Raw genomic sequence first — 21,306 nt, forward strand, 5'->3', positions numbered from 1 at the left:
AGAACGCTTTCAAAAATAGAAGAATACTCCATCGATATGTAAATTATTTGTAAATTAACACCTTTTTTTGTTAAAAAAACATTCGAAAAGAAGAATAAAATGTCGAAATGCAATATTTTCAGTCGAATGTAGTCTGAAAATTGCATTTATTGTAAAAAATATTTAAATGATGAAGTGGAAATATGTGCTATAATTCCAATTGTGTATTCGATATGAAAAATATACGAAGCGCAGTGAGAGTGGTTTATAGGAAAACAGTTTGTTCATTTCTATATTTGAGTATTATTGATATGCTAATAATGCGATTGAAAGACTGAATTATCAGAATGTGTCGAATCTTCTTTTGAGAAAGTTCTTGATAACGAATAGTTTTGTATAGTATGATGAACTTGTTTCAAAAAATGGTATTTAAACCTTATATTTACATCTAACGGTTTGTATCATTTTATTATGTGAACTACTTTTCATTATATATAAGCTCCGATAGAGTTTTTAACATTGGTTTATGGAACTGAATTAACCGGATTGTTTTAATTAAAGAAAAACATATTCGAATCCAATTTTTGGTGGTGTTAATGCATTAAACGGAACATATATAGTATTTTTGTTTGTGTTTTTATTGTTTTATGGCTTTTCTAACTAGCTAGTTTTTAAATTTAATAAGATATGAAACTAGTAGCATATTCCTGAAGGAGGAAATTTATAAAATGGCAAAGACTAACTCTTACAAAAAAGTAATCGCAGGTACAATGACAGCAGCAATGGTAGCAGGTGTTGTTTCTCCAGTAGCAGCAGCAGGTAAATCGTTCCCAGACGTTCCAGCTGGTCATTGGGGATTAGATTCTATCAATTACTTAGTAGATAAAGGTGCAATCGAAGGTAAACCAGATGGTACATACGCTCCAGCTGAAGAAATTGACCGTGCTTCTGCTGCGAAAATTATGGCAATTACATTAGGTTTAAAAGTTGAAGAGGGTGCACAACCATCTTTCAAAGATGCTAAAAATCATTGGGCTTCTAAATACATTGCAGCTGTTGAAAAAGCGGGTGTTGTTAGAGGTGATGGTAAAGAAAACTTCTCTCCAGATAAAAAGATTGACCGTGCTTCTTTCGCTTCTATGATAGTAGGTGCTTATAACTTAAAAGATAAAGTTAACGGCGAGTTAGTTACAAAATTTGAAGATTTATTAGATCATTGGGGTGAAGAAAAAGCAAACATCCTAATCAATCTTGGACTTTCTGAAGGAACAGGCGGAAACAAATGGGAGCCAAATAAATCTGTATCTCGTGCAGAAGCAGCTAAATTTATCGCAGTAGCAGATAAAAAATATGGCAAAAAAGATAATGCACAAGCATATGTAACTGATGTGAAAGTTTCTGAACCAGCGAAATTAACATTAACAGGAACTGGTTTAGATAAGCTTGCTGCTGAAGATGTAACTCTTGAAGGAGACAAAGCTGTTACGATTGAAGCAAATGCTGACGGTACTTCTGCAGTTGTAACACTTGGTGGTAAAGTAGCTCCAAATAAAGATCTTACTGTAAAAGTGAAAAATCAATCATTCGTAACGAAATTCGTATACGAAGTTAAAAAATTAGCAGTAGAAAAACTTACATTTGATGATGATCGTGCTGGTCAAGCAGTTGTCTTCAAATTAAACGAAGAAAAAGGTAACGCTGATGTTGAGTATTTAAACTTAGCAAACCATGACGTCAAATTTGTAGCAAATAACTTAGACGGTTCACCAGCAAATATCTTTGAGGATGGAAAGTCAACTTCTTCTACAGGTAAACTTGGTGTTGGGCTTTCACACGGTGACTATAAAGTAGAAGTACAAGTTACAAAACGCGGTGGTTTAACAGTTTCTAACACTGGTATTATTACAGTGAAAAACCTTGATAGACCAGCTTCTGCAATTAAAGATACTGCATTTGCAGTAGATGCTGATAAAAATGGTGTAGTATACGGTAATAAACTTACTGGAAAAGACTTCAAGTTAAATAGCCAAACGTTAGTAGTTGGTGAAAAAGCACAAATCCATAACGTAGTTGCTACAATTGCTGGAGAAGATAAAGTTGTTGAGCCAAACTCAATCAGCATTAAATCTTCAAACCACGGTGTTATTTCTGTAGTAAACAACTACATTACTGCTGAAGCTGCTGGTGAAGCTACACTTACTATTAAAGTAGGCGACGTTACGAAAGATGTTAAATTTAAAGTAACGACTGATTCTCGTACATTAAAATCAGTAAAAGCTAACCCAGATAAATTACAAGTTGTTCAAAATAAAACATTACCTGTTACATTCGTAACAACTGACCAATATGGCGATCCATTTGGTGCAGTAAAAAAAGATATCAATGAAGTCCTTCCAAAAACTGGTGTAGTTGCTGAAGGTGGATTAGATGTAGTAACAACTGACGCTGGTTCAATTGGTACAAAAACTATTGGTATTACAGGTAACGAAGTTGGCGAAGGTACAGTTCACTTCCAAAACGGTAATGGTGATACTTTAGGTTCATTATATGTGAACGTAACAGAAGGTAACGTTGCATTTAAAAACTTTGAACTTGTATCTAAATTAGGTAAATACGGTGAATCACCTGATTCAAAACTTGACCTAAATGTTTCTAACAAAGTTGAGTATCAATTATCTAAGTACACTTCAGATCGCGTATACTCTGATGCTGAAAACTTAGAAGGTTATGTAGTTGAGTCTAAAAATCCAGCTGTAGCTGAAGCTAAAATTGTTGGAGATAAAGTTGTTGTAACTGGTAAAACGCCAGGTAAAGTTGATATCCACTTAACGAAAAATGGTGCAACTGCTGGTAAAGCGACATTAGAAATCGTTCAAGAGAAAATTGCTATTAAATCTGTAAACTTCAAACCAGTTCAAACAGAAAACTTCGTTGAGAAGAAAATTAATATCGGTACTGTGTTAGAACTTGAAGGAAGTAACCTTGATGATATCGTTAAAGGTATTAACTTAACGAAAGAAACACAACATAAAGTACGTGTTGTAAAATCTGGTGACGACCAAGGTCAACTTTACCTTGATACAAATGGTAATGCTCACTTCGATATATTCGATCAAAAGCTTGGTCATGTAACAGTATCTCAAACAAGTGATTCTGTACTTCCAAACTTCAATCCAGACATTTACAATACTTTAACTACTAAGTACACTGACAAAGGTACATTAGTATTCAAAGTATTAGGAGATAAAAACGTTGTAACAAGCGAAATCGGTTCACAAGCTGTACACGTGAACGTGCTTAATAACCCAAATCTATAAGTTGATTATAGATAGAGTGAAAAATCAGTGGGGATTCATCCCCACTGATTTTTTTCGTAAATATCGAAAAGAAGCCTCTTGTAATTTTTACAAGAGGCTTCTTTCTATTTCTTAAATTTAAACATATCCCCACTCAAATTCGAATCACTATACACGAACAATACCATGTTAATGTTGTTGTCTTTCAAGTATTGATATACATCTTTTTCGTGATAGTGACGCAGGTCGAGGATGGATGTGTGTTTAAAGCTTTGTGCTAAGTGTGGCACGATTGCGTTCGCGAATGAGTCTTTTAGGACTAAGGCGCGTACTTCATTTGGTGCATTGTTATTTTCGATGACGATTTCTGGATAGTCGTCTGTATAATAACCTGCGTATGATGTTGTATCTTTTTGTTTTTCGACGCCGTATATGTCATCTAAGTTTTGATGAATAGTACCTTTCACATCTTTTGCGGTTACGCTTGTGAAGTTGAAACCGCCTTTCGGTGTGTAGTAGCACAATTTTTCACCGTTTGCATCGATGAGTTGGTATAGTTGGTTGTTGAAGCTTCCAACTAAATGTTTATTTTGCGCACATGTACGAGTGTAGTCTTCTTTTTTTATTTCTTTTCCTTTATATATAGAAGACTGTTGCCTGATTGTGTTCATGATATATTGGTAGCCTACAAAGGCACCGTCCATATTCCAATGATGATCTGTTTTGAAATACATGTCTTGTATTTCTTCGTTCTTATAGTTCTGTTTAAATTGTTCCATCAGTTTTATTGGCTTTACGTCCGCTGGAAGTTTCGTTAGAAAGTAATTTAAATTTTCCTGTGCATATGTGTGAATATGAGAAGGTAATTTAAATGATAATGCATTCGTTTTTGACGGTGGTAAAGCAAAGTAAAACTCAACGTTTTGTTCTTTTAAAAACTGAGATAAATCGTTTATAGCGGGCATGGATTGGTCAATTTCGTTATATTTTGTCGTCCACGCCGGGTTCTTTAGGAGCCATTTATCATCAGTTAAAATAATGTCGTTAATAAGAGATTTACCCATATTAATTTGGGCAATTGTATAGTTTTTAATAAGCTCATCTCGTCCGATTAATTGATCATTTGTGTATGTTTCAAAATCTTTAAAGAAGCTACCAGTTAAAAGGGCTTCTTTCGTAAGTGCTGGTTTTTGAGCGAGCGGCCGATTTTCAACTGGTGAAATGTCACGGTCTGTTTTGAGTAACGATAATATGCCAAATGAAAAGATAATGGTGAGAAAACCGATAAACAGGATGAGGTTCCCCAATTTTTTCATAATAACTTTTCCTTCCTACATCAGTTAAAACCTGAAATAAATAAATGGATTATATGTTGAGTTAATCAAGTACATAACCGAAATCATAAATAATGTTAGTAATAATATAGGACGTACAAATTGCATCGTGAACATATACGTTTTTGGCGCAAGTTCTAGTATGTTTTTCATTCGTTTTAAAATTGGTGTCGCTGCGATAAAGGCAATGAGAAATACGATAATGTATTCATGTACGTATAACATTGTATTGTCATCGATGAAAGATTGTCCTCCTATGCCGAACATCGCTTTTAAATATTGGAACGAGTAAGCGAAGTTGTCAGCTCGGAAGAAGACCCAACCGATCATAACGATTAGTAATACGTATGCATGTTGCAGCGGTTTCCATAGTTTGTTTAATATTTTTTCGAATCCAGCTTTTTCAATTGAAATAATAAAGCCGTAATATAAGCCCCACGCGATAAATGTCCAGCTCGCCCCGTGCCATAAACCCGTTAATCCCCATACGATGAAGAGGTTACGATAATTCGCTAGTTTTGAAACGCGGTTTCCGCCGAGCGGGATATATATGTAATCGCGGAACCAAGAACCAAGTGTAATATGCCATCTTCTCCAAAACTCTGAAATAGATTTAGAGATGTACGGGTAGTTGAAGTTTTTTGGGAAATCAAATCCGAACATTTTTCCGAGTCCGATTGCCATATCAGAGTATCCTGAGAAATCAAAATAAATTTGCAGGGTGTAAGCGATAATACCAATCCATGCCGTTCCAACACTTATTTCAGATGGTGGTAAGGCAAATATTTTATCGGCCACAAATCCGACTTGGTTGGCAATTAATATCTTTTTTGCTAGTCCGAGAACGAAAATTTGAATACCTTCTGTGAATCGTTCAAAAGAATGGATGCGCGTTTTAATTTGCTCAGCAACGATATTGTAACGAACAATTGGTCCGGCAATAAGCTGAGGGAAAATAGATATATATAGCGCTAAGTTAAGTGGGTTTTTTTGAACATCCCCATCTTTACGGTATATATCGATGACATAGGACATCGCTTGGAATGTATAAAACGAAATTCCAATTGGTAGTGGAATAGGTTCCACATGAATAGATAAGTGCAATACGTTGTTTAACATGTCTGTGAAAAAGGAAATATACTTAAAATAAGAAAGTAATAAAATATTTCCGACCACAGCCATAATTAAAAATGTGACTTTCATATTTTTTCGTTTATCATAATGATGCACGAGTAGGCCGAAGCAGTAGTTTAATACGATGGAAAAGAGCATTAAAAGAACGAAACGCGGTTCGCCCCATGCATAGAAAATTAAACTAAATGCAAGTAATACGAAATTACGTAGCTCGGCACGCACTATAAAATAGAAAAATAATACGAGAGGTAAAAAGATAAATAAGAAAATCGAACTACTAAATACCAATGGACTCTCCTCACTTTTTCAAAATACATTTCGTGCAAAAAAACCGACATATCTATTATATATTCTTTTATATAATGATGCCTTTAATATTTTAGCATGTTAATAATTCGATTAAAATAATTATTCTATATAAGTAGTTTCTAATTTCATACGTAAGAAAGGTGTGCCATTAAGTGTTTTTTTAATGGAAAAGAAGGTATTTGAGTGATTTATGAGAATTATTAATTTTGAAATAAGAGAAGTGGCATAATTAGGGGGAAAAGAATGAGTAAATTTGGGTTGTATGGTAAGTTTATTGTGGAAGAAAGTAACCGGGAAGAATTAACGAATATTTTGCTAGAGGCTGCGGAATCGATGAACTCACTTCATAGTTGTGAGGTGTATATTGTAAGTACTTCTGATGACGAGCCGAATGCTGTATATGTTTTTGAAGTATGGAGTAATGAAGAAGCACATAAAGCATCTTTAATGTTAGAGTCTACACAAAATTTAATTAAGCGAGCAAAACCAATGATTACTGGAGCAGAAAGAATTAGCACTTTGAATGCTAGAGGCGGTAAAGGGTTGGAATAAAAAAGAAGCAGCATCCATCTGGATGCCGCTTTTTTTTATTCTATTTCTAAATCAACAATTAAGTAAGCGAGTATCACAACAAAGAAAATGCTAACGGCTGGTGCTGTTAATACGTGTCCAGACATAAAGCCGATACCGAGCGATAAGACGAGTGTGCTAGCTAGTAGCATATGTTTTACGCTAAATAGTTTCTTGAAGTTTGTGATCAAGCGAATGAATATTTTTATACCGAAATAAAGAAGCGGCAGTAAGTACATAAGGAAGCCGACAATTCCGAATGCGAAGAATAGATCGTGGAAATCCATTTCGACTAACTTCATTTTCGTTGTATAGTTACCAGCGTAGCCCATTCCAAATAATTTTTGAGATAGTGGTGCGTCTTTATAGTATTGTTTATATACTTTTAAAAACTTGTCGCGATCACTGTAAATTAAACTCTTCATTTCAGAGTCCGTTAGTTCGCCTTCTTTATGTTCTTCTTCTGTAATTACTTTTCCTTCTTTTCGGTCTTTTTCTTCTTGTACTGATTTTTTGTATTCATATATTTGTAAATGGATGGTCATGTTTTTTGCGATAGGAGTTTGCGGTGTAAGTACGAGTAATCCTCCTAATACGACAGCGACAACAATTGTGTTTACAAGATATGTGAATCCTTTTCCTTCTTTTTTACGATGTATCATATATTCAATGAATAAGAAGAAAAGGGCGATACCAAGTGTAATAACGATGGCACCATAGCCTACTTTTGTTCCAATCATAATGCTTGCATACATCGCAAGTACTGTCGGAATCCAGTAATACGCTTTTGAGAAAGAAGTTGTTTTATGAACCGAGTATAAGACAACGATTGGGAACATAATTGCGAAAATGGAACTTAAATCATTCCCAGCAAAGAACCATCCTCTGGAACCGATTTTTGAGTTCGGATAGCTTGGAAAATCTGTACCAGTTGCCATAGCTGCGATGATTGAAATACTTAAAATCAACGTTGCATATAAGAAATACGTAATGATTTTATGAAACGCATATTCGTTATTTTTTAATTCTTTTAGTGCGATAATATATCCAAACAGTAGTACAATTGGATATACACTTTTCAAAATAAATTTCACTTCTTCTCCAAATGAAACTGGAGATTTGACCATTAAATTATTCACAAGGCCGATTGCGAGTACGATGCCCAATACACATAAATAAAGAATATATTTTTTCGCGCCTTGTTGTTTATGATGAAGAAGTAGATAACCTAATGCAAGAAGCATAAAGGCGAAACGGACTACAATTCCGACTGTTGCGCTCATGTGTAATACATAGATTGAAAAAGACGTTAATAAATCTAAAATTGGTTGAAACACAATGAATAGCAGTAGGAAATGCGGGAAGTAGTTATCCGTTTGTTTAAACTTAGTAACCATATATTCCTCCATTTCTTCATTCCGTTATTTCAGCACCCCTCTATATAATAGGAAGGGGAATGAATTTCTATATTTGTTTTTTATATCAGACTTAAGAATACACCATTTCATTGTAATGGTAAATAGATGAGAAGAGGCGATAAACCGACTTTAATTGCTATATTTTTTAACGAAATTGTTTGTTTTATGCAAGGATATATACACATTGCGAGATTATTAGACAGAAAATTAAGAAAAAAGAAGGATTTTTTACCTCCTTTCTATAATTATATAAGTATAATCTTTATCCCACTTTAATGGGCAGTAAGATCCCCACCTCAAAATGCAGCGAAAGCAAAGAAGTTAGGTAGGGGTCGGGCTGTCCATAAAAGTCCGATTGGTTCAACTAATAATCAGTGGGGGATGAAGAAAACCCCCACTGATTAAAGTTTCACTTTATGTAGAAAAGAGGGGTATATAATGGAAGTAACAAGTAAAACAGAATCTGTTGTTGTGAAATATGAAGGGCGCGTTGCAACGGTTATGGTCAATCGCCCAGAGGTGTTAAATGCATTAGATGAGCCAACGTTAAAAGAGCTATTACAAAAACTGAAAGAAGTAGCGGAGAGTTCTGCGCATATTGTTGTGCTGTGCGGGAACGGCCGTGGTTTTTCTGCGGGTGGAGATATTAAATCGATGCTTTCAAGTAATGATGAAAGCAAGTTTGATGGTATTATGAATACTATTTCTGAAGTTGTTGTAACTTTATATACGATGCCGAAGCTTGTGATTAGTGCGATTCATGGACCAACTGCTGGTCTTGGATTAAGTATTGCCTTAACAGCTGACTATGTGATGGCGGATATTTCATCCGTTATTGCGATGAACTTTATTGGAATCGCTTTAATTCCAGATGGCGGCGGCCATTTTTTCCTTCAAAAGCGCGTCGGTGAAAATATGACGAAGCAAATTATTTGGGAAGGGAAGAAATTATCAGCAACAGAATCGCTTGATATCGGCCTAATTGATGAAGTAATCGGTGAGGATTTCCAAACGGCTGTGAAGCAAAAAATTAGTGAATGGTCACAAAAACCGATTAAAGCAATGATTCAAACGAAGCAAATTTTATGTGAAGTAAACCGCTCTAATTTAGAACAAACATTGCAGCTTGAAAAACGCGGCCAATATGCGATGAGACAAACAGCGGATCATAAAGAAGGCATTGCTGCATTTTTAGAAAAGCGTTTGCCTGCATTTAAAGGAGAATAAAGTGAAATTTTGATTAATGGTAGGTTTACTGCCGGTTAATTTAAGGTAAAGGGGAGAAAGTGCTAACACATTTTAGTATAATTGTGTTAGCACTTTTTTTTAGGAGTAATATATGAAGAAATTTATTGGTGTTATCGGCATAATTGTAATAGCGTATTATGCGTTGCATAGTACACCATCTATGGCGGTGCGAACTGCTTTGTTTTTTGAAGGACATCCAAGCGTTGCGTTCTCTGGCGAAGTGACGAAAGAAAAAGATGTGAAAAAAGAAGCAATTCCAGCTGAGTACCAAACTTTATATGGTAAGGAAGAAGAATCAGAACACTATTTTTTTCCACACGTAAGGGCACATGGATCAGGAATTGATATGCTTAGTGCATGCGTGAAGAAAAAATGGTTTTTCTATACAGCAGAGCTCGGATGTTATTAAACATAGGAGGATGGATGATGTCAGCATATAACAAATTAGTAAGAGATCGTGTTCCAGAGAAGATTTTGATGTCTGGAAAAACATATACAGCACAAAAATTAACAGGACACGCATACATACAAGCTTTAGCGAAAATTGGTACAGAAGAAATTCGTGAATTTGCTTCTATGAAAGAGCGTGAACATGCGCTTGATTCTCTTGCGGATGCACTGGAAGTAATCATCTCATTAGCGCGTGCAGAAGGTGCAACAATTGAAGATATAGAACGTCTTCGTAAGAAAAAAGAAATAGAGCGCGGTGGATTTGAAAGAGGCATTTATTTATTAGATGTTTCAGAAGAATAGTTTCGTAGGGAAAGCGTAGCGTTAGTGAGTAACGCTATGCTTTTTTGTTGCAATTAAACTAATAATGAAGAAGATAGCTGTTAATACCCAGCCAATTGTAATAGAAGTAGTAGTGTGAACGGCATAAGAAACTTGTAAACAAAATAATGATGCTAAAAACCAAATGAGTGCAATGTGTATATATTTTTTTGATATATTCATAGTTTATATCTCCTTTTGTATACTAAAAAGAATTTTACCGCAATTTAGAAAATTAAGCTATATGAGTAGAGGATTTATAGTAAATTCGGTATACTGAATAGTAGAGAAAATGAGGAGGAAACGACAATGGCACATCATACGAAAGAAACGATGGAATTGATTAAGGAGCTTGTCTCTATTCCAAGTCCATCTGGAAATACAGAGAAAATCATCCGTTTTATTGAAAACTATGTAAGTGAGTGGAACGTAGAAACGAAGCGTAACAATAAAGGCGCTCTTATTTTAACGGTAAAAGGAAAAAATGATGCACAACATCGTTTATTAACGGCACATGTTGATACGTTAGGTGCGATGGTGAAAGAAATTAAGCCTGACGGTCGTCTGAGTCTTTCTATGATTGGTGGATTTCGCTGGAACTCTGTAGAAGGGGAATATTGCGAAATTGAAACATCGAGTGGCAAGACGTATACAGGAACGATTTTAATGCATCAAACATCTGTGCATGTATATAAAGATGCAGGTGAAGCGAAACGCGATGAGAAAAATATTGAGGTTCGTATTGATGAGCGTGTCTTTTCAGCTGATGAAGTACGCGAATTAGGAATTGAAGTAGGAGACTTCGTTTCATTCGATCCGCGCGTTCAAATTACAGAGAGTGGATACATAAAATCACGTCATTTAGATGACAAAGTAAGTGTTGCGATTCTATTAAAATTAATTAAGAGATTACAAGATGAAAATGTAACATTACCATATACAACTCATTTCTTAATTTCTAATAATGAAGAGATTGGATACGGTGGTAACTCTAACATTCCAGAAGAAACGGTTGAGTATTTAGCGGTTGATATGGGAGCGTTAGGTGATGGACAAGCATCTGACGAATATACGGTATCTATTTGTGCAAAAGACTCTAGTGGCCCGTATCATTATGCACTGCGTAAACATTTAGTAGAGCTTGCGAAAACGAACAATATTGAATATAAAGTAGATATTTATCCGTACTATGGATCGGATGCGTCAGCTGCGATTCACGCCGGATTTGATGTGAAACATGCATTAATTGGAGCGGGTATTGATTCTTCTCATGCATTTGAGCGTACACATGAAAGTTCGATTGCTCATACAGAAGCACTTGTTTATGCATATGTATTATCAGAGATGATTGCAGAATAAGAAAAGAAATAGGCTACCTCTAGTAGCCTATTTTTTGTTTGCGGAGAAATCGGCTTTATTTAACAAAAAGTAAATTGATTGTATTTTATTTTACGATATTAAGAAAGTAGGTTTACTACATAATTCGAGTATTATAGAATAATAGAGGCGCACTAATTTTTTTTGTTCGAATTTACCATAATTTATATATTAAGATTACGCGTTATTAAAAGATGATTGTCGAGAGGAGTATTATTTTTTATGAAGTATCGTGCAGTCGCGGCAGGTATTTTAGCCGCAAGTTTATTATCGTCTCCAATAAGTAGTTTCGCAGCAGCGAAGAAGTTTTCGGATGTTCCTACATGGGCGCAAGAATCAGTTAATTATTTAGTAGAAAAAAAAGCGCTTGATGGAAAGCCAGATGGAACGTTTTCTCCATCTGAAGCAGTAGATAGAGGATCAGCTGCAAAAATCATAGCAGTCGTTCTTGGTTTACCGATTGATCCAAAAGCAAAACCATCTTTTAAAGACGCACAGAGCCATTGGGCAGCACCGTACATTGCTGCAGTGGAAAAAGCAGGTGCAATTAATGGAGATGGTACTGGTAATTTCAATCCATTCGGAAAAATGAACCGTGCATCTATGGCATCTATGTTAGTACAAGCGTACTCATTAGATAAGAAAATTATTGGAGAACCTCCAACACAGTTTAAAGATTTGGAACCTCATTGGGGTAAGAAACAAGCTAATATTTTAGTAGCCTTAGAGATTTCTAATGGTACGGGAAATGGCTGGAATCCTGAAGGAACTGTAACTCGTGCAGAAGCAGCTCAGTTCATTGCGAAGGCTGATGGAAATAAAACAAATACATCAAAAAGAATGTATATGAACAGAAACTTTATTACATATCATCAACCATCATTATCATCTGGTATTACTGACGTTCAGCATAAGCCACAAATGGTTGAAGTGAAAGAGCAAAGAGCAGACGGCTGGTTAAAAATTGTAACAAGTAAAGGTGAGAAGTGGACACCTCTACAAGAAAAAACAGAAACGATTAACCAAGACTTTACTGCATATGAAACAGCTTCACATGGATCTAAAGTGCTAGGTACATATGGTGCACAAACAGTAACGATTATGGAAGAGAGCGGCAGCTGGATTCGTATCCGCGTAGGCGCTGGATTCCAATGGGTTGATAAAAATCAATTAAACCCAGTGAAGCAAGGTAACTTCCTAGAAGATAAAGCGATTATTATTGATCCAGGTCACGGTGGAATGGACTCTGGTAATCCTGGTTATTATGAGAAAGAAAGTCAAACCGTATTAGATGTATCATTGCGATTAAAGAAAATATTTGAGCAAAGAGCACCATTTACTGTGATGTTCACTCGTACAGATGATACACGCCCAGGAACAAGTGGTCCTGATTCATTAAAGAAACGTGTAGAATTTGCACAGGAACATAATGGAGATATTTTTGTAAGTATCCATGCTAATGGTTCTACAGATAAAGATGGACAAGGTACAGAAACATTATATTATAAGTCAGCAGCGCCAAGAGCAACGAATCCACATGTACAAGACAGTATTTTATTAGCAAAGAAAATTCAAGCTCGTCTTGTAGCGGCACTTGGAACAAAAGATCGTGGTGTGAAACATCAGGACTTATATGTAACTAGAGAAAATACAATGCCAGCTGTACTAACAGAATTAGCGTTTGTAGATAATAAAAGTGATGCAGATAAAATTGCTACACCAAAACAGAGACAAGCTGCAGCAGAAGCGATTTATCAAGGTATTTTAGATTATTACGAAGCAAAGGGTAATAGCGTATCTTCTTTCCGTTAATAAATAAAAAGAGATTGCCGATAGGCAGTCTCTTTTATTTATCCCGCTTTAATGGGCAGTAAGCCCCCCACTGATTAAAGTTTCACTTTATTAGGGTTTCTCTTTATTTACGGCATGTGATATCATTTAATTTTACGTTAAAAAGATATTCGAATAATTGTAATCATAATAATTTTAAACGATAAAGGATGATAATAGATTGAGTAATCATAGTACAACACCTGCATGTATATATACGTATGCGTTTCGTGAGGAGGAACGTGCTTTATGTTACTTGGAAATGCGCTCGTTCTTTGGAATGGAGTCTCACGTTAATATTTTGAAAAGTGATGTCAAAATTGAACCGAGTAGAAGTGCGTTTATAAAAGAGCGCGTTGAGGTTATGTATGAAGGGGACGACTTAGAAAGTATTCTAAAACAAGTGGAACAAATTGATTTGGCGGGGGCGTCATTTAAAGTTATCTTCGTTAAAATCAATGACCTTGGGAAAGAAAATAAAATTGAATATGGGGAAAGACGTCTCATTGAACGCGACCTCGGTATGCATATTGAAGGAGAAGCGGATGTGCGTAATCCAGAGCGTGTATTCGGGATTGTTCCTCTTGGAGGACGCTGGTACTTCGGACACTATGTAGAAAGTGAGCCAATTTGGTATCATCACATAAAAAAACCGCATAGTTATTCGACATCTCTTAGCACACGTGTTGCGAGATCTGTTGCCAATATTGCTGTACCAAATCCAGATGGAGTACGAGCAATTGACCCGTGCTGCGGTATTGGAACAGTAGTAGTAGAAGCACTTTCTATGGGGATTAACATCGTTGGTAGAGATATAAATCCACTTGTAGTGCTTGGAACGAGAAAAAACATTGCACATTTCGGGTTTGAAGGAACAGTAACAAAAGGTCCAATCGAGGAAATTACTGAGAACTACGACGTTGCAATTATCGATATGCCGTACGACTTATTTACGCATGCAACACCAGAAGACCAGTTCTCTATTCTTTCAAGTGCGCGCCGCATCGCTAAAAAGGTAGTCGTTGTCACGATGGAAACAATGGACGACATGATCCATGAAGCAGGATTCGAAATTACAGATCGCTGTGTTACAAGAAAAGGATCATTTACTAGACAAATTCTTGTTTGTGAATAAGAAAGGAAGGTCACCCATTTGGGTGACCTTTTTTGTTTGGTATTGATGTGTGATTGGTTGGTAGTTTAGATAGATGAATTAGCGAGATTTGTCGGTAAGTCGATATTCCAGTTACATTAGTATATTACTGTTCTTTTAATTTTTCTTGTTGTGCAAGTAATAAATTGCGTAAGACGTGCCCGCGGTAACTTTCTAGTTTTCGTCCTTCAAGATAGCGCACGCCTAATTTTTTTAATTCAGCTACGTACCAGCCCTTTGTCCCGTAGTACATTGGATCACTTCCTTTTGCTTTTGAACAGTATATGTGGCGGGGGAAGAGAATTTTCTTTTTTATTTAGCATTAGGGCAACAAATTTGAAAAGCATGTAAGAAGAATACGATATCACTTCTATTTCTAGTTTATTAAAATAGGATTTATAGTAAGAATTTCGAAAAATATAAAGGGGGAATATGCTTGTTTCCAGGTACTTTATATGAAACACACGTTAAAACAAGAAATTTAGAAGTGGCAAAAGAGTTTTATACGAAACTTGGGTTATTTCATGCTCATACGATTGAAGAACGCCGTGTAGCCTTTTTTTGGTTTGATAAAGATAATAAGAAGGAACAAATGCTGGGCATTTGGGAGGTATCGGAAGAGGCGTTTCATACAAGTCACTTTGCATTCAAGGTTAACTATGAAGAGATCATTCATGCAAGAGAATGGCTTCTTAATAAAGGAATAAAACCAAGAGCCGCTTTCGGTCTTGAACCGTCTGAGCCTATGGTTCAGACGTGGACACCTACTGCAAATCTTTACTTTTATGATCCGGACGGTAATTTTTTAGAATTTCTATGTTTACTTCCTGAAAAGAAAAACGTAAAACAAGATGTCATGCATTTAAGTGAGTGGGAAAAATTGCCGAGTGACATATAAAGTGAAACTTTAATCAGTGGGGGTTTTGTTCATCCCCCACTGATTATCAGCCCTCACCAATCGGGCTTTTACGGGCAGTTGATCTCCCACCTAACTTCTTTGCTTTCGCTGCATTTTGAGGTGGGGGTCTTACTGCCCGTTAAATGCGGGATAAATTCGATTTTGGTACAAATCCTGCAAAATAATTAAAAAAGGAACCATAACTTTGCTCAAGTAGTGACGTTATGGCTTTTTTGTTTTGTGCGGGCTAATAATCACCCAATGTCTACTGTATAAAAAAATAGACAGTAGTGTATGCTTTTTTACACAATGTATACAAATTTATACCCTATGCGTTGGCATGATATTTGCAATAAAAAGAGTATCAACATATAGGGGAGAGATAGGAATGAAGGTTAGTAAAGTGTACACGACAATTGATGCTCACGTAGCTGGGGAGCCGCTTCGAATTATTACAGGTGGCGTGCCAGAAATAAAAGGAGAAACGCAGTTAGAAAGACGCGCATACTGCATGGAGCATTTGGACCATCTTCGCGAAGTTCTTATGTATGAACCGAGAGGACATCACGGTATGTACGGTTGTATCATTACGCCGCCTGCAAGTGCACACGCTGATTTTGGTGTATTATTTATGCACAATGAAGGCTGGAGTACGATGTGTGGTCATGGCATTATTGCTGTTATTACAGTCGGAATTGAAACAGGTATGTTTGAAGTGACAGGTGAAAAACAAAAGTTCATTATCGACAGTCCTGCCGGGGAAGTCATTGCGTACGCAACATATAACGGGAGCGAAGTAGAGTCTGTATCATTTGAAAATGTTCCTTCATTTGTATACAAAAAAGACGTTCCTATTAAAATAGATGACTATGAATTTCAAGTAGATATCGCGTTTGGCGGAGCATTTTATGCGGTAGTAGATAGTAAAGAATTTGGTTTGAAAGTCGATTTCAAAGACTTATCTGCTATTCAAAAGTGGGGCGGTAAAATTAAGCACTACATCGAGAGCAAAATGGAAGTAAAACATCCACTTGAAGAAGGGTTAAAAGGAATATACGGTGTTATTTTCTCAGATGAACCGAAAGGGGAAGATGCAACTTTACGAAATGTAACGATCTTCGCTGATGGGCAAGTAGATCGTTCTCCTTGCGGTACAGGAACTTCCGCAAGAATCGCAACTCTTTTTGAAAGAAATGCTTTACAAAAGGAAGAAATTTTCGTCCACGAATGTATTACTGACGGGAAATTCGAGGGGGAAGTATTGTCGGTAACCACAGTAGATACATATGAAGCTGTCGTTCCAAAAGTAACGGGGCATGCATTTATTACAGGATTCCATCAGTTCGTTGTAGACCCGAGAGATGATTTGAATCGGGGATTTTTGTTAGGATAGAAGGAGGAGGTGGAGAAATATGCTAGTCATAAGCGCGAACGAACAACGAAACTTAGTAAATATGAACGAAGTCATTGAATACGCGGCGCTTGCTTTAAAAGAATTTTCCGCAGAAAGAACAATCACACCAATACGCGGCTCATTACCATTTGCGAACGAGAAAAATACGGCATTAATTATGCCTTCAGTAGCGGAAGGACTTGAGGCACTTGGCTTAAAAGTAGTAACAGTAGTCCCCGAGAACAGAAAGCTAGGAAAGAAAACGATAAACGGAATTGTGATGCTATCAGACTTTCAAACGGGAGAACCGCTCGCACTATTAGAAGGATCCTACTTAACGATGATTCGAACAGGCGCCCTATCAGGAGTAGCGACAAAACATTTAGCTCGTCATAACGCAAAAACGTTGTGTATTATCGGGACAGGCGAACAAGCAAAGGGAATTGCTGAAGCTGTATTTGCGGTGAGAGATATTGAAAAAGTCATTTTATACAATCGAACAGAAGAAAAAGCGTATGCATTTGCACAATATATACAAGAGAGATTCAATAAACCTGCATATGTTCACACAAATGCAAATGAAGCAATAAGCGAAGCAGACATCATCGTCACAACTACGAATGCATCCACACCAGTCTTCTCAGAAAAACTACAAAAAGGCGTCCACGTAAACGCCGTCGGCTCATTCAAACCGAACATGCAAGAACTACCATCTCACGCCATTGCGGGCGCAAACAAAGTAGTAGTCGAATCAAAAGAAGCAGCACTAGAAGAAACAGGTGACCTTCAAGTTCCAATACAAGAAGGTTTATGCAAAGCAAACGACATCCACGCTGAACTCGGCCAAATCATAAGCGGAGAAAAAGCCGGCCGCGAAAATGAGGAAGAGATTACTGTTTTCAAATCAGTTGGTTTGGCGGTAGTGGATATTATTGTTGCGAAGTATTTGTATGAGAGAGCGGTGGAGAGTGGGGTTGGGAATAGGATTGAATTTTGAGGGACTGCCTTTTGGTGGTCTTTTTTTGTGCTGATATCAAATCATGAATTCAATGGGCGTATGAAAAAAACTGCACCTCTAACAAGTAGAGGTGCAGTTTTTTTACCATTCCCGCCATTCTTCTGTTATATCTTCTTCGGATTCTAAGCCAGCTATTCGTGCAGCTGAATCGATAAATTCATAGAGATCTTCTCTTTCCATTGTTTCGATAAAATGGTCATGTTCGATATTTAGTTCATTTATTTTAATAACGACCTCTTTAACAACTCGCATTACTTCGACTTCGGTTGGGTTCTCCCCTAATTGCTGCAAATTGTTAATGTAAGTGTCAAGAACCGTATTTGTTGCACTTATATTTTCTTCAGTGAAAAATTCCCCATCTTCATCATACTCAACCCATGAGGTTGTTGGTTTGTTTTTTTTCAATTCATCAAATGTCATGATAACCTCCTAAAAGTGTTTTTTGTCTTTAATTTCATTCTACATTTTCGATCATATAAAACAATTATTTTAGAGGGGTTTTCTGTAAGTTGATAGTTTTTTAACTCATTTTATGAGACTACTTATTAGTGGTCTTTTTATTTTCCCCGCCGCATAAATATAGTTTACCCCGCATTAACGGGCAGTAAGACTCCCACCTCAAAATTCGGCGAATGCGGAGGAGTTAGGTGGGAGATCAACTGCCCGTAAAAGCCCGATTGGTTCAACTAATAATCAGTGGGGGATGAACAAAACACCCACTGATTAAAGTTTCACTTTATCGCAAGAATGCATTAATAGATTATAAACTTTCTATCTTTGCGAAAAAGTTTGACTTTATATACGGGTAGTGGTGATTTAAAACCTATAAGAAAACTCGGTATTAATTCCGAGTTTTCTTATAGGTGTAAATAGTCGAGAGGGGTCGAAATATGAAAAAGAAGTTGTTTGCATTACCATTTGTCCTACTATTACTTATTGCATTAGCGGCTTGTTCTGGGGAGAAAGATTCTTCAAAGCAAGCAGGAACTAATACGTCGGGGACTCCGAAAGATGGAGGGGCGTTAACGATTGGTGTTAGTGATAATCCAGATACGATGAATCCGCTTTATGCGAATGATCGTGTGTCGTTAACTTTGCAGCAAGCTTTATATGCGCTGCTGTATCATATGGAAGACGGTAAGAAAAAGTTTGTTCTTGCTGAAAGCTTTACGCCTTCAGAGGACCAATTAACATGGACTTTAAAACTAAAGGATAATTTAAAATGGCATGACGGTAAGAAGATTACATCAGATGATATCGCATTTACATTCCAATCTATTTTAGATGAGAAGCAAAATAGTTCAAGTCGTGAAAACTTTATTTTTAAAGGAAAGCCGCTTGAGGTGAAAAAAGTGGATGAGCTAACGACTCAATTCGTATTACCACAAGTAAGTGCATCTTTTGAAGGTGTAATGAATGATTTCTTCCCAATCCCGAAACATGTATTTGAAGGGGAAGCAGATTTAGCGAAGAGTAAGAAAAACTTACAGCCTGTAGGATCAGGTCCATTTAAGTTTAAAGAGTATAAATCAGATGAGTACGTTGCATTAGATCGATTCGATGATTATGTCGGCGGTAAAGCTAAATTAGACTCTATCGTATATCGCGTTGTAAAAGACCGTAATACAGCAAATGTTTCACTGCAAAATGGTCAAATCAACATGAAGATGATTGAGCCACAAGACTTTAAAAAATTAGATAGTACGGGAAAATTCTCAATGGTGACATTCCCTGAAGGTAGATTATTCTACTTATCTTATAACCAAAATACAGATCTTATGAAGAAAAAAGAAGTGCGCCAAGCAATCGCGCATGCGTTAGATAAGAAAGAAATGATTAACTCAGCATTCGTTTCTAGTCAATTTGCAGAACCAGCAAATTCAATCTTAACGCCAGACGCTATGTATTATGCAAAAGACATTAAAGATTATAAGTATGATAAGAAAGAAGCAAAAGATTTATTAGCGAAAGCTGGCGTGAAAGATAAAGAAAAAGTACGCGTGATGTATGTAACGAATAATAAAATTATGGAAAGCTTAGCGCTTTATACACAACAAAAATTACAAGAAGTTGGTTTAGAAGTTGAACTGAATGCATTAGATGCTAGTGCAGCAAGTGAAAAAAGCTTAGATAAAGCGAATAAAGAATATGATATTACATTCGGTGGTTACATAATGGGACCTGAGCCAGATTCATATAAGAGCTTATTCTTAAGTAATGCTGAATACAATTACGCACGTTATAAAAACGCTGATTTCGATAAGTTATGGGAAGAAGCTGCAGTTGAAACAGATAAAACAAAACGAGCAGAACTATACCATAAAATTCAAGAGACAGCTAGAGAAGACTTACCTTATCTACCAATCGCATATCCGAAAGCAGTTATTGCAGTAGATAAAAAGTTTGATGGATTGAAAGAAGCAAAAGCAATTCCAGTTACAATGTTTGAAGATTTATCTAAGATTTATGAAGTGAAATAGGAAACAGTAAAGAAGCTGGTGAAAATCAGCTTCTTTATCCCGCTTTAATGGGCAGTAAGGCTCCCGCTTTCAAACTCGGCAAATATGAGAAAGCGAGGCGGGAGCTCTGTTGATTAAAGTTTCACTTTATCCTGAGGGGGGAAGTTTGTGTATAAAGTAATTGCGAAGAGGCTTTTAAATGCAATTCCGCTTTTATTTGTTATTTCTATTATTTCTTTTCTATTAATAAAACTAGCACCGGGCGATCCGGTTCGAAACTTTGTCACGCCGAATATGAGTCCAATTGATGTCGAGCGTATTCGCACAAGTTTAGGACTAGATCAACCAATTTATATGCAGTATATTTTATGGTTAAAAAATATTTTAACAGGAAACTTTGGTTATTCACTTCAAAACCATCGTCCTGTTTTAGATCTTATTGTAGAAAGGTTACCTGCGACAATTGGGTTAATGGGATCATCTTTACTCGTCTCATTTGTAATCGCGATACCACTCGGACTATTAACAGGTGTGAAAAAGAATTCTATCTTTGATCGTGTTGTAAACTTTATCTCTTATGTAGGAATCTCAATGCCAGTCTTTTGGTTCGCTTTACTATTAATCTACTTATTCTCTTTAAAGTTGAACCTTCTTCCGAGTATGGGTATGCGTACAGTCGGTCAAGATTCCGTCTGGGATATTGTCCAGCACGGCATTTTACCTTGTATGGTATTAGCGTTCCAAAACGTTTCTGTTTATATGAGATATATTCGTTCAAGTACAATTCAGCAATTAGAAGAAGATTACGTACAAATTCAATATGCGTACGGTGCTTCGAAGAAAACAGTTTTATTTAATCACGTACTTCGAAACGTATTAATACCGATCATTACAATTTTCGGATTATCTATTCCGAGTTTAGTAGGCGGAGCGTTCATTACGGAAACAGTATTCTCATGGCCGGGACTTGGTTCGCTTGGAGTGAATGCTATTTTTAGATTTGATTATCCAATTATTATGGCAATTACATTACTATCATCCTTCATGTTAATTCTCGGTAACTTAATTGCTGATATTTTATATGGCGTAGTAGATCCGCGCATTCGAATGAGGGGGTGA

At 36.4% G+C, this 21,306-nt stretch carries 18 protein-coding genes and 1 pseudogene; 13 read left to right on the forward strand and 6 right to left on the reverse strand.

All coding sequences use genetic code 11. The features are described from left to right. The first annotated feature begins 707 nt into the window (after positions 1–707). Positions 708–3,296, forward strand: a complete 2,589-nt coding sequence (locus PDL00_RS27765) for an S-layer homology domain-containing protein (protein WP_242256645.1) — start codon at positions 708–710, stop codon at positions 3,294–3,296. 104 nt (positions 3,297–3,400) lie between these two features. Here the strand turns inward: PDL00_RS27765 and patB1 are convergent, their stop codons facing one another. Both patB1 and PDL00_RS27775 read right to left on the reverse strand, forming a co-directional pair. Then, positions 3,401–4,591: a secondary cell wall polysaccharide O-acetyltransferase PatB1 gene (gene patB1 / locus PDL00_RS27770; protein ID WP_242256643.1), complete on the reverse strand. Its 1,191-nt coding sequence runs from the start codon at positions 4,589–4,591 to the stop codon at positions 3,401–3,403. Positions 4,592–4,615: 24 nt separating this feature from the next. Beyond that, entirely contained in the window at positions 4,616–6,031 is a 1,416-nt protein-coding gene (locus PDL00_RS27775) for an MBOAT family O-acyltransferase (protein ID WP_242256641.1), read from the reverse strand. Positions 6,032–6,295: 264 nt separating this feature from the next. Here PDL00_RS27775 and PDL00_RS27780 point away from each other — a divergent pair, with 264 nt between their 5' ends. Next, positions 6,296–6,604 carry a putative quinol monooxygenase gene (locus tag PDL00_RS27780; RefSeq protein WP_270732592.1) on the forward strand — a complete coding sequence of 103 codons (309 nt, stop codon included), beginning with the start codon at positions 6,296–6,298 and terminating at the stop codon, positions 6,602–6,604. Positions 6,605–6,639: 35 nt separating this feature from the next. On the opposite strand, the gene PDL00_RS27785 is transcribed toward PDL00_RS27780, so the two are convergent. Then, entirely contained in the window at positions 6,640–8,019 is a 1,380-nt protein-coding gene (locus tag PDL00_RS27785) for an O-antigen ligase family protein (RefSeq protein WP_242256637.1), read from the reverse strand. Positions 8,020–8,478: 459 nt separating this feature from the next. Between PDL00_RS27785 and PDL00_RS27790 the strand changes: the two genes are divergently transcribed. The 3 genes from PDL00_RS27790 (at position 8,479) to PDL00_RS27800 (ending at position 10,041) form a co-directional block, all read left to right on the forward strand. Then, entirely contained in the window at positions 8,479–9,267 is a 789-nt protein-coding gene (locus PDL00_RS27790) for an enoyl-CoA hydratase (protein WP_242256635.1), read from the forward strand. Between the two features lie 112 nt (positions 9,268–9,379). Then, entirely contained in the window at positions 9,380–9,697 is a 318-nt protein-coding gene (locus PDL00_RS27795; protein WP_242256633.1) for a hypothetical protein, read from the forward strand. Between the two features lie 17 nt (positions 9,698–9,714). After that, complete coding sequence (locus tag PDL00_RS27800) at positions 9,715–10,041, forward strand: nucleoside triphosphate pyrophosphohydrolase (RefSeq protein WP_270732595.1); 327 nt, start codon at positions 9,715–9,717, stop codon at positions 10,039–10,041. Positions 10,042–10,062: 21 nt separating this feature from the next. On the opposite strand, the gene PDL00_RS27805 is transcribed toward PDL00_RS27800, so the two are convergent. After that, positions 10,063–10,242: a hypothetical protein gene (locus PDL00_RS27805; RefSeq protein WP_063263308.1), complete on the reverse strand. Its 180-nt coding sequence runs from the start codon at positions 10,240–10,242 to the stop codon at positions 10,063–10,065. 126 nt (positions 10,243–10,368) lie between these two features. Here PDL00_RS27805 and PDL00_RS27810 point away from each other — a divergent pair, with 126 nt between their 5' ends. The 3 genes from PDL00_RS27810 (at position 10,369) to PDL00_RS27820 (ending at position 14,401) form a co-directional block, all read left to right on the forward strand. Then, positions 10,369–11,418 (forward strand): M42 family metallopeptidase, encoded by a 1,050-nt coding sequence (locus PDL00_RS27810; protein ID WP_064473733.1) that lies wholly within the window; start codon positions 10,369–10,371, stop codon positions 11,416–11,418. Between the two features lie 240 nt (positions 11,419–11,658). Beyond that, positions 11,659–13,248 carry an N-acetylmuramoyl-L-alanine amidase gene (locus tag PDL00_RS27815; RefSeq protein ID WP_270732602.1) on the forward strand — a complete coding sequence of 530 codons (1,590 nt, stop codon included), beginning with the start codon at positions 11,659–11,661 and terminating at the stop codon, positions 13,246–13,248. Positions 13,249–13,447: 199 nt separating this feature from the next. Then, positions 13,448–14,401: a TRM11 family SAM-dependent methyltransferase gene (locus PDL00_RS27820; RefSeq protein WP_270732604.1), complete on the forward strand. Its 954-nt coding sequence runs from the start codon at positions 13,448–13,450 to the stop codon at positions 14,399–14,401. 124 nt (positions 14,402–14,525) lie between these two features. On the opposite strand, the pseudogene PDL00_RS27825 reads toward PDL00_RS27820, so the two are convergent. Continuing rightward, positions 14,526–14,707 (reverse strand): annotated as a pseudogene (locus PDL00_RS27825) (YflJ family protein); the annotation flags it as partial. 148 nt (positions 14,708–14,855) lie between these two features. On the opposite strand from PDL00_RS27825, the gene PDL00_RS27830 reads away from it, so the two are divergent. The 3 genes from PDL00_RS27830 to PDL00_RS27840 all read left to right on the forward strand — a co-directional run bounded on the left by PDL00_RS27830 (position 14,856) and on the right by PDL00_RS27840 (position 17,707). Then, positions 14,856–15,317: a VOC family protein gene (locus PDL00_RS27830; protein WP_270732607.1), complete on the forward strand. Its 462-nt coding sequence runs from the start codon at positions 14,856–14,858 to the stop codon at positions 15,315–15,317. 388 nt (positions 15,318–15,705) lie between these two features. After that, positions 15,706–16,710, forward strand: coding sequence for a proline racemase family protein (locus PDL00_RS27835; RefSeq protein ID WP_333563540.1), 1,005 nt, complete (start codon positions 15,706–15,708; stop codon positions 16,708–16,710). A 19-nt stretch (positions 16,711–16,729) separates the two neighbouring features. Then, positions 16,730–17,707: an ornithine cyclodeaminase family protein gene (locus tag PDL00_RS27840; RefSeq protein ID WP_270732613.1), complete on the forward strand. Its 978-nt coding sequence runs from the start codon at positions 16,730–16,732 to the stop codon at positions 17,705–17,707. Positions 17,708–17,809: 102 nt separating this feature from the next. On the opposite strand, the gene PDL00_RS27845 is transcribed toward PDL00_RS27840, so the two are convergent. Beyond that, positions 17,810–18,148, reverse strand: coding sequence for a hypothetical protein (locus tag PDL00_RS27845; protein WP_242256619.1), 339 nt, complete (start codon positions 18,146–18,148; stop codon positions 17,810–17,812). A 470-nt stretch (positions 18,149–18,618) separates the two neighbouring features. Here PDL00_RS27845 and PDL00_RS27850 point away from each other — a divergent pair, with 470 nt between their 5' ends. Then, on the forward strand, positions 18,619–20,208 hold the full coding sequence (locus tag PDL00_RS27850; RefSeq protein WP_270732615.1) for an ABC transporter substrate-binding protein: 1,590 nt from the start codon (positions 18,619–18,621) through the stop codon (positions 20,206–20,208). Between the two features lie 147 nt (positions 20,209–20,355). After that, positions 20,356–21,306 carry an ABC transporter permease gene (locus PDL00_RS27855; RefSeq protein ID WP_242256616.1) on the forward strand — a complete coding sequence of 317 codons (951 nt, stop codon included), beginning with the start codon at positions 20,356–20,358 and terminating at the stop codon, positions 21,304–21,306.

It is taken from the genome of Bacillus cereus group sp. TH152-1LC (genome assembly GCF_027710505.1).
Taxonomy (GTDB): domain Bacteria; phylum Bacillota; class Bacilli; order Bacillales; family Bacillaceae_G; genus Bacillus_A; species Bacillus_A mobilis.